The following is an 8,504-nucleotide window of genomic DNA, read 5'->3' on the forward strand; positions in this document are numbered from 1 at the left end:
TACGCATCGGCGAAGACAGGGAACGCCGCATACAACTCACGCCCCATACCGATCCGCTGCGAACCCTGACCCGAGAACAGAAAACCGACCTTGCCTCCCGGTCGGCCCTGGACGACTCCGGGCGACGGCATTCCGGCTGCCAGGCGTTCCAGTCCGCGGCGGAAGTCGTCACAGCTCTCGCCGATGACGGCCGCCCTGTGGCGCAGGGTGCTCCGGGTGGTGGCCAGCGAGAAGCCGACATCGGCCGGTGACGTGCCGTCCTCCACGAAGTCGAGCAGTCGTCGTGCCTGGTCGCTCAGAGCATCGCTGGTCCTGGCGGAGAGCACCCACGGCAGGAGCGCCGGGGCGGGAACGGCTGGGGCCTTTTCGGCCGGGGCCGGTGGGGCCTGTTCGATGATGGTGTGGGCGTTGGTGCCGCTGACACCGAAGGACGAGATCGCGGCACGGCGCGGACGGTCCGACTCGGGCCAGTCGACGGCCTCGGTCAGCAACCGGACGTCACCGGCCGACCAGTCCACATGCGACGTCGGCTCGTCCACGTGCAAGGTCTGCGGAAGCACTCCGTGCCGCATCGCCATGACCATCTTGATCACACCGGCGACACCCGCGGCAGCCTGCGTGTGACCGATGTTGGACTTCAACGAGCCGAGCAGGAGCGGCCGTTCACGCTCCTGGCCATAGGTCGCAAGCAGCGCCTGCGCCTCGATCGGGTCGCCCAGCCTCGTGCCCGTACCGTGCGCCTCCACCGCGTCGACATCGGCGGTGGTGAGGCCCGCGGAGGCCAGGGCCTGGCGGATGACCCGCTGCTGCGCGGGGCCGTTCGGCGCGGTCAGACCGTTGGACGCACCGTCCTGGTTGACGGCGCTGCCACGGACGACGGCCAGCACCTGGTGCCCGTTGCGGCGGGCGTCGGACAGCCGCTCCACCAGGAGCAGGCCGACGCCCTCGGCCCAGCCGGTGCCGTCGGCCCCGGCGGCGAACGGCTTGCACCGTCCGTCGGGGGCCAGCCCGCGCTGGCGACTGAACTCCACGAACGCGGTAGGCGTGGTCATCACCTGCACGCCGCCGGCCAGCGCCATGGAGCACTCGCCGCCCCGCAGCGCCTGGATCGCCCAGTGCAGCGCCACGAGCGACGACGAGCAGGCCGTGTCGACCGTGACGGCCGGTCCTTCCAGGCCGAGGGTGTAGGCGATACGGCCGGACATGATGCTCGCCGAGTTGCCCGTGCCGAAGAAGCCCTCGGAGTCGTCGATCGCGTGGAAGGCCTGGGCGGCGTAGTCCTGGTATCCGGAACCGACGAAGACTCCTGTACGGCTGCCGCGCACCGACTCCGCGTCGATGCCGGCGCGCTCGAACGTCTCCCACGTGGTCTCCAGCAACAGGCGCTGCTGCGGATCCATCGCCACGGCCTCACGCGGGCTGATCCCGAAGAACCCCGGGTCGAACTCCCCCGCGTCGTAGAGGAATCCGCCGTGCCGCGCGTACGTCTTGCCGGACGCGTCCGGGTCCGGGTCGTAGATGTCCTCCACGTCCCAGCCCCGGTCCGCCGGGAACCCGCCGACCGCGTCACCACCGGAGACCACCAACTGCCACAGGTCCTCGGGCGAACGCACCCCGCCCGGATACCGGCACGCCATGCCGACGATCGCGATGGGGTCGTCGTCCTCGGCGGGCGCGGCGGCGGCTTCCGGTGAGGCCGCGACGGTGAGGCCGGTGAGCTCGGTGCGCAGCTGCCGGGCGAGTGCCTGGGCGTTGGGGTGGTCGAAGACCAGTGTGGGCGGCAGTGCGAGCCCGCTCTCGGCGTTGAGCCTGTTGCGCAGTTCGACGGCGGTCAGGGAGTCGAAGCCCAGGTCCTTGAAGGCCCGGTCGGCCTCGACCTCGCCGGCGCTGTTGTGACCGAGGACGGCCGCCGCGTGTGTGCGGACGAGGTCGACCAGCAGCGCGTGCTGCTCGGTCTCGGGCATCCCGGTGAGGCGGTCGGCCAAGGGGGAGGCGGCGGCCGTGCCGAGCCCGCCGGCGGTGCTGCCCGCGGTGAGGATCCGGTCGGCCTCCGGGAGGTCGCCGAGCAGGGCGCTCGGGCGGCCCAGGGTGAACGGGGGCAGGAACCGCTCCCAGTCGACGTCGGCCACCGTGGCGGTCGCCTCGCCGGATTCCAGCGCCTGCCGGAGGCCGGCCACAGCGAGCGTGGCGGGCATCGGGGTCAGGCCGCGGCGGCGCAGTCGTTCGTCCGCGCCGTCGGCTTCGGCCATGCCGCCGCCGGCCCACGGGCCCCAGGCCACGGCGGTCGCGGGCAGGCCTTGGGCCCGGCGGCGTTCGGCGAGTCCGTCGAGCAGGGCGTTGGCCGCCGCGTAGGCGGCCTGATGGCCGCTTCCCCACACGCCGGCGATGGATGAGAAGAGGACGAAGGCGTCGAGTTCCCGGTCGGCGAGGAGCGCGTCGAGGTGCAGGGCGCCGGCTGCCTTGGCGGACAGCACGTCGGCGAAGGAGCCCGGTGTCATGGCCTCCAGCGGCTCCAGGTGGTCCACGCCCGCCGTGTGGACGACGGCGTTCACCGGGTGCTCGGCGAGCAGCGCGGCGAGCGCCTCACGGTCGGCGACGTCGCACGCGGCGACGGTGACCCGGACACCGGTCGCCTCCAGCTCTGCGAGGAGACCGGCCGCGCCCGGCGCGTCGAGGCCGCGGCGGCTGGTGAGCACGAGGTGTTCGGCACCGGCACCGGCGAGCCAGCGGGCCACGTGCCCGCCCAGCGCACCCGTACCACCGGTGATCAGCACCGTGCCGCGCGGCGACCACCGCTGCCCGGCCCGGGTGTTCCTGCGGGCGGCGGTGTGGGACAGCCGGCGGCCGAACACGCCGCGGGCGCGGATCGCGATCTGGTCCTCGGCCGACTGTTCCTCGACCGACTGGCCGAGCACTGCGGCGAGGCGGTCGGCGACCCGGTCGTCGACCGTGTCCGGGAGGTCGATCAGACCGCCCCAGCGCGGCGCGTGCTCCAGCGCGGCGACCCGGCCGAGGCCCCAGACGGCGTTCTGAGTGGCGCTCGGCACCGTGTCCGCACGGCCGGTGAACATGGCGGACCGGGTCAGCGCCCACAGCGGGGCGTCGATGCCGGCGTCGCCCAGGGCCTGGACGAGCGCGAGGGACAGCGCGGTGCCGACGGAGAGAGCCGGGTGTCCGGTGTGGGGACGCTCGTCGGCGCCTAGCAGGGAGATCACCCCGTCGACCGTGGTCTCCCGGACGGCGTCGCCGAGCTGCCGCAGCAGTGCGCCGCGGTCGGCGGCCGGGTCGACCGCCACCCGGACCAGTCGGGCCCCGCGGGCGGCGAGCCCGTCGGCGACGGCGGCGGTCCACTCGACAGCCTCGGCGTCCGCGGTGTCCTCGGTGACCTCGGTGACCAGGAACAGCCAGTCGCCCGGCAGTTCGTGCGCCCGGAGGCCGCTGAGCGGTTTCCAGCCCGTGCGGTAGGACCAGCCTTCCACGGCGGACTCCTGGCGCTGCTGTCGCCGCCACGCGGACAGCCGGGGCAGCACCGCGTCCAACTGCTCGGCGGGCAGGTCGAGGGTGGCGGCGAGGGACTGGGTGTCCTCGCGCTCCACCGTCGCCCAGAACCCGGCCTCCACGGCGTCGGTCCCCGCGACGGCGGCGGCCGTGGGCGTGGTGGTCTCCAGCCAGTACCGCCGGTGCTGGAAGGCGTAGGTGGGCAGGTCGGCGCGCCGGGCGCCGCGGCCGGCGAAGAACGCCTGCCAGTCGACGGGAACACCGTGCACGTGGAGTTGCGCGAGGGCGCCGGTGATCGCCTCGGGTTCGGGGCTGCCGGACCGTGCGGAGGGAACGGTGACCGCGCCGTCCAGGCAGCCCAGGGTCATGGTGCTGAGCACCGCGCCGGGGCCGGTCTCCACGAACGTGGTCACGCCCAGCCCGGCCAGGGTCCGGATGCCGTCGGCGAAGCGCACGGCCTCGCGGGCGTGCCGGACCCAGTAGTCCGGTGTGTACGCGTCGATGAGCTCACCGGTGAGGTTCGAGACGACCGGTGTCCGGGGTGTCTCGAAGCGCAGACCGCCGACGACGCGGGCGAAGTCCGCCAGCACGGGGTCCATCAGCGGCGAGTGGAACGCGTGGCTCACGGTGAGCCGGGAGGTCTTGCGGCCCTCCCGGGCGAAGTGGTCCGCGACTGCGGCCACTGCGTCCTCGGCTCCGGAGACCACGACGGACTGCGGGCCGTTGACCGCCGCGATGTCGGCGTCGTCGGTGAGCTGCGGCAGCACCTCGTCCTCGGTGGCCTGGACGGCGATCATCGCCCCGCCGCCGGGCAGGGCTTGCATCAGCGCGGCACGAGCCGTCACCAGTGCGGCCGCGTCCTCCAGCGACAGGGCCCCGGCCACGTGGGCGGCCGCGATCTCGCCCACGGAGTGCCCGGCCAGGAAGTCCGGCCGCACGCCCCACGATTCGAACAGGCGGTGCACGGCAACCTCGTGCGCGAACAGCGCCGGCTGGGTGAAGACGGTGCGGTTCAGCTCCTCGCCGTCCTCGTGACCGTTCTCGCAGAAGGCCACGTCCCGCAGTGGCCGGTCGAGGTGCCGGTCGAGGTGGGCGCACACCTCGTCGTACGCCTCCGCGAAGACCGGGAACGCCTCGTACAGTTCCCGCCCCATGCCGATGCGCTGCGAGCCCTGCCCGGAGAACAGGAACCCGACCTGGCCGGCGCCGGCGCGGCCGAGAGCGACGCCGGGAGCGGGCGCCCCCGAAGCCAGGGCCCGCAGGCCCTCGGCGATCCGGCCGTGGTCGGCACCGACCACGGCGGCGCGGTGCTCCAGGGCCGTCCGGGTGGTGGCCAGCGAGAAGCCGACGTCGGTGAGGGACGGTTCGGCGCCGTCGGCCGTGAGGGACAGCAGGCGCTCGGCCTGGGCGCGCAGCGCGGCCTCGGACTTGCCGGACAGGACCCACGGTACGGCCGGCGAGGCGACCTCGACCGGTGCGACGGCGGCCGGTTCGGCCGGCGGGGCCTGCTCGATGATGGTGTGGGCGTTGGTGCCGCTGACACCGAAGGACGAGATCGCGGCACGGCGCGGACGGTCCGACTCCGGCCAGCCGACGGCCTCGGTCAGCAGCCGCACCGCGCCCGCCGACCAGTCCACGTGCGGCGTCGGCTCATCGGCGTGCAGTGTCCGCGGAAGGACGCCGTGACGCATCGCCATCACCATCTTGATCACACCGGCCACGCCGGACGCCGCCTGGGCGTGACCGATGTTGGACTTCAGCGAGCCGAGCCACAGCGGCCGGTCCTCCGGGCGTTCCTGGCCGTACGTGGCGAGCAGCGCCTGCGCCTCGATCGGGTCACCCAGCCTCGTGCCCGTACCGTGCGCCTCCACCGCGTCGACGTCGGCCTCGGTGAGCCCGGCGGAGGCCAGGGCCTGGCGGATGACCCGCTGCTGCGCCGGGCCGTTCGGCGCGGTCAGCCCGTTGGACGCCCCGTCCTGGTTCACTGCGCTGCCCCGTACCACCGCCAACACCTGGTGCCCGTTGCGGCGGGCGTCGGACAGGCGCTCCACGAGCACCACGCCCACGCCCTCCGCCCAGCCGGTGCCGTCGGCGCCGGCGCCGAACGCCCTGCAGCGGCCGTCGGGCGACAGACCGCGCTGGCGGCTGAACTCCACGAACGCGGCCGGTACGGCCATGACGTTCACCCCGCCCGCGACGGCCATCGTGCTCTCGCCGCTCCGCAGCGACTGGATGGCCAGGTGCAGGGCGACCAGGGACGACGAGCACGCCGTGTCGACGGTGACGGCCGGGCCCTCCAGGCCGAACGAGTAGGCCACGCGCCCGGAGACGACGCTCGCGGCGCTGCCGGTGAGCAGGTGGCCCTCGACACCTTCCGGGACCTCCTGAAGGCCCGCGCCGTAGCCCTGGTAGGACATGCCGACGAACACGCCGGTGCGGCTGCCCTTCAGGGAGGCCGGGTCGATCCCGGCCCGCTCGAAGGCCTCCCACGAGGCCTCCAGCAGCAGGCGCTGCTGCGGGTCCATCGCGAGTGCCTCACGCGGCGAGATCCCGAACAGCGCGGCGTCGAAGTCGCCGGCGTCGTAGAGGAAGCCGCCGTCGCGCGCGTAGGTCTTGCCGGGGGTGCCCGGGTCGGGGTCGTAGAGGTCCTCGACGTCCCAGCCGCGGTCCTCGGGGAAGCCGGAGATCGCGTCGCCGCCGGACGTCACGAGCTGCCACAGGTCCTCGGGCGAGCCGACGCCACCGGGAAGGCGGCAGCTCATGGCCACGATCGCGATGGGTTCGTCGCCGCCGGGGGCCGTGCGCTGCTCCTGCGGCACGGCGCCCTGCGAACCGAGCAGTTCGGCACGCAGGAACCGGGCCAGAGCCGTGGCGTTGGGGTGGTCGAAGACCAGAGTGGTGGGCAGCTTCAGGCCGGTGCCGGCCGTGAGCTTGTTGCGCAGTTCGACGGCGGTGAGCGAGTCGAAGCCGAGGTCGTTGAACGCCCGGCCGGGCTCCACCGCCGCGGCACCGTCGTGGCCCAGCACGGCGGCCGCGTGCGTACGGACGAGGTCCACCAGCGTGCGGTCCTGCTCGCCCGCCGACAGCCCGGCCAGCTTCGCGGCGAGCGCGTTGCCAGCTTCGGCGCCGCCGGAGGCCGGCGCCTCCAGGGCTCGGCGCGCCTCGGGCACATCCGAGAACAGAGCGCTGGGGCGGATGACCGTGAACGGGCCGATGAACCGCTCCCACTCGAAGTCCGCGACGGTGAGGGCGGTCTCGCCGTGGGCCAGCGCCTGTTGGAGCACGGAGACCGCGAGGGCGGGCCGCATGGGCGGCAGACCGCGGCGGCGCAGCATCTCCTCTCCGTCGCCGACGCCGGCCATGCCGCCCTCGGCCCAGCCGCCCCAGGAGACGGCGAGCGCGGTGCGCCCATGTGCCCGCCGGTACTCGGCCAGGGCGTCCAGGTAGGCGTTGGCCGCCGAGTAGGCGCCCTGGCCGGCGCCGCCCCAGATGCCGGCGCCCGAGGAGAACATGACGAACGCGTCGAGCTCCTGACCGGCCAGCAGTTCGTCCAGGTGCGTGGCACCTGCGGCCTTGGCCACCACCGTGTCGGCGAACCCGGCCGGATCGGAGTCCTCGATCATGACGTGGTCGCCGACGCCGGCGGCGTGGACGACGGCATTGACGGGGTGCTCGGCCAGCAGCGCCCGCAGGGCGTCACGGTCGGCCGCGTCACAGGCCACGACGGTCGCGGCCGCGCCGAGCTCCTCCAGCTCCGCGACGAGCTCCGCGGCGCCGGGCGCCGCAGGGCCTCGGCGGCTGGTGAGCACGAGGTGTTCGGCACCGGCACCGGCGAGCCAGCGGGCCACGTGCCCGCCCAACGCACCCGTACCACCGGTGATCAGCACCGTGCCGCGCGGCGACCACTCCTGGGCGGGGCCGGTGGCGCGGGCGGCCCGGACGAGCCGGCGCCCGAAGAGGCCCGAGGCCCGGACCGCCACCTGGTCCTCGGCCGTCTGGCCGAGAACGGCGGCCACGCGGGCCGCGGCGCGGGCGTCCAGCAGATCCGGAAGGTCGAGCAGTCCACCCCAGCGCTGCGGGTGTTCCAGCGCCGCCGCCCGGCCGAAGCCCCACACCTGCGACTGCAGCGGGCGGTCCAAGCGGTCGGAGCGGCCGGTGGCCACCGCGCCGCGCGTGGCGCACCACAGCGGGACGTCGACGCCCGCGTCGCCGAGCGCCTGCACGAGGCAGAGGGTCGCCGCGAGGCCGTGCGACAGGCCGGGGTGGCCTGCCGAGGCGCTCTCGTCCTCGGCGAGCAGGGACAGCACGCCGGTCAGCGGGCCGACGTCGGCCAGCTCGCCGGCCAGCGTCCCGCGGTCGGTGCCGGGACCGGCGACGAGCGTCACCAGTTCCAGGCCACGCTCGCCGAGCGCGGTGCGCACCGAGGCGGTCCACTCGCTCTCGCCGGCCACGACGAGCAGCCAGGTCCCGGACGCACCGGGCCGAGGAAGCGGGCCGAGTGGCTTCCATGTGACGCGGTAACGCCAGCCGTCGACCACGGACTGCTCGCGGCGCTGACGGCGCCACGCGGACAGCCTGGGCAGGAGCGCGCTCAGCGAGGCGTCCGCGCCGACGCCCAGGGTCGCGGCGAGGGACTCCGCGTCCTCGCGTTCCACGCTGTCCCAGAAGCCGGAGTCCGCCGCGTCGGCCGGGGTGCCGGCGGCGGTCAGGTCCTCGTCCCCCTCCCCGTCCAGCCAGAAGCGCTCGCGCTGGAAGGCGTAGGTGGGCAGGGTGACGCGGTGAGCGCCGGGGAAGAGGGCCTGCCAGTCCAAGGAGGCGCCGTGCACGTGCAGTTCGGCGAGCGCGGTGAGGAGTGCCTGCTGCTCGGGGCGGTCGGCTCGGAGTACGGGGACGGTGACGAGGTCGTCCGCGCAGGCCTGTGCCAGGGCACTGAGGACGCCGCCGGGGCCGACCTCGACGAACGTGGTCACGCCCAGGCCGTGCAGAGTCTCGATGCCGTCGGCGAA

The 8,504-nt window shown here is 74.4% G+C and carries 1 protein-coding gene; it reads right to left on the bottom strand.

Translation table 11 applies throughout. The annotated features are described in order from the left end of the window. Positions 1 to 8,504 (bottom strand): type I polyketide synthase (locus tag ACF07B_RS42755; RefSeq protein ID WP_392182922.1); only part of this gene is annotated, 8,504 nt, incomplete at both ends.

The sequence above is a fragment of the Streptomyces sp. NPDC015532 genome (assembly GCF_043078065.1).
Taxonomy (GTDB): Bacteria; Actinomycetota; Actinomycetes; order Streptomycetales; family Streptomycetaceae; genus Streptomyces.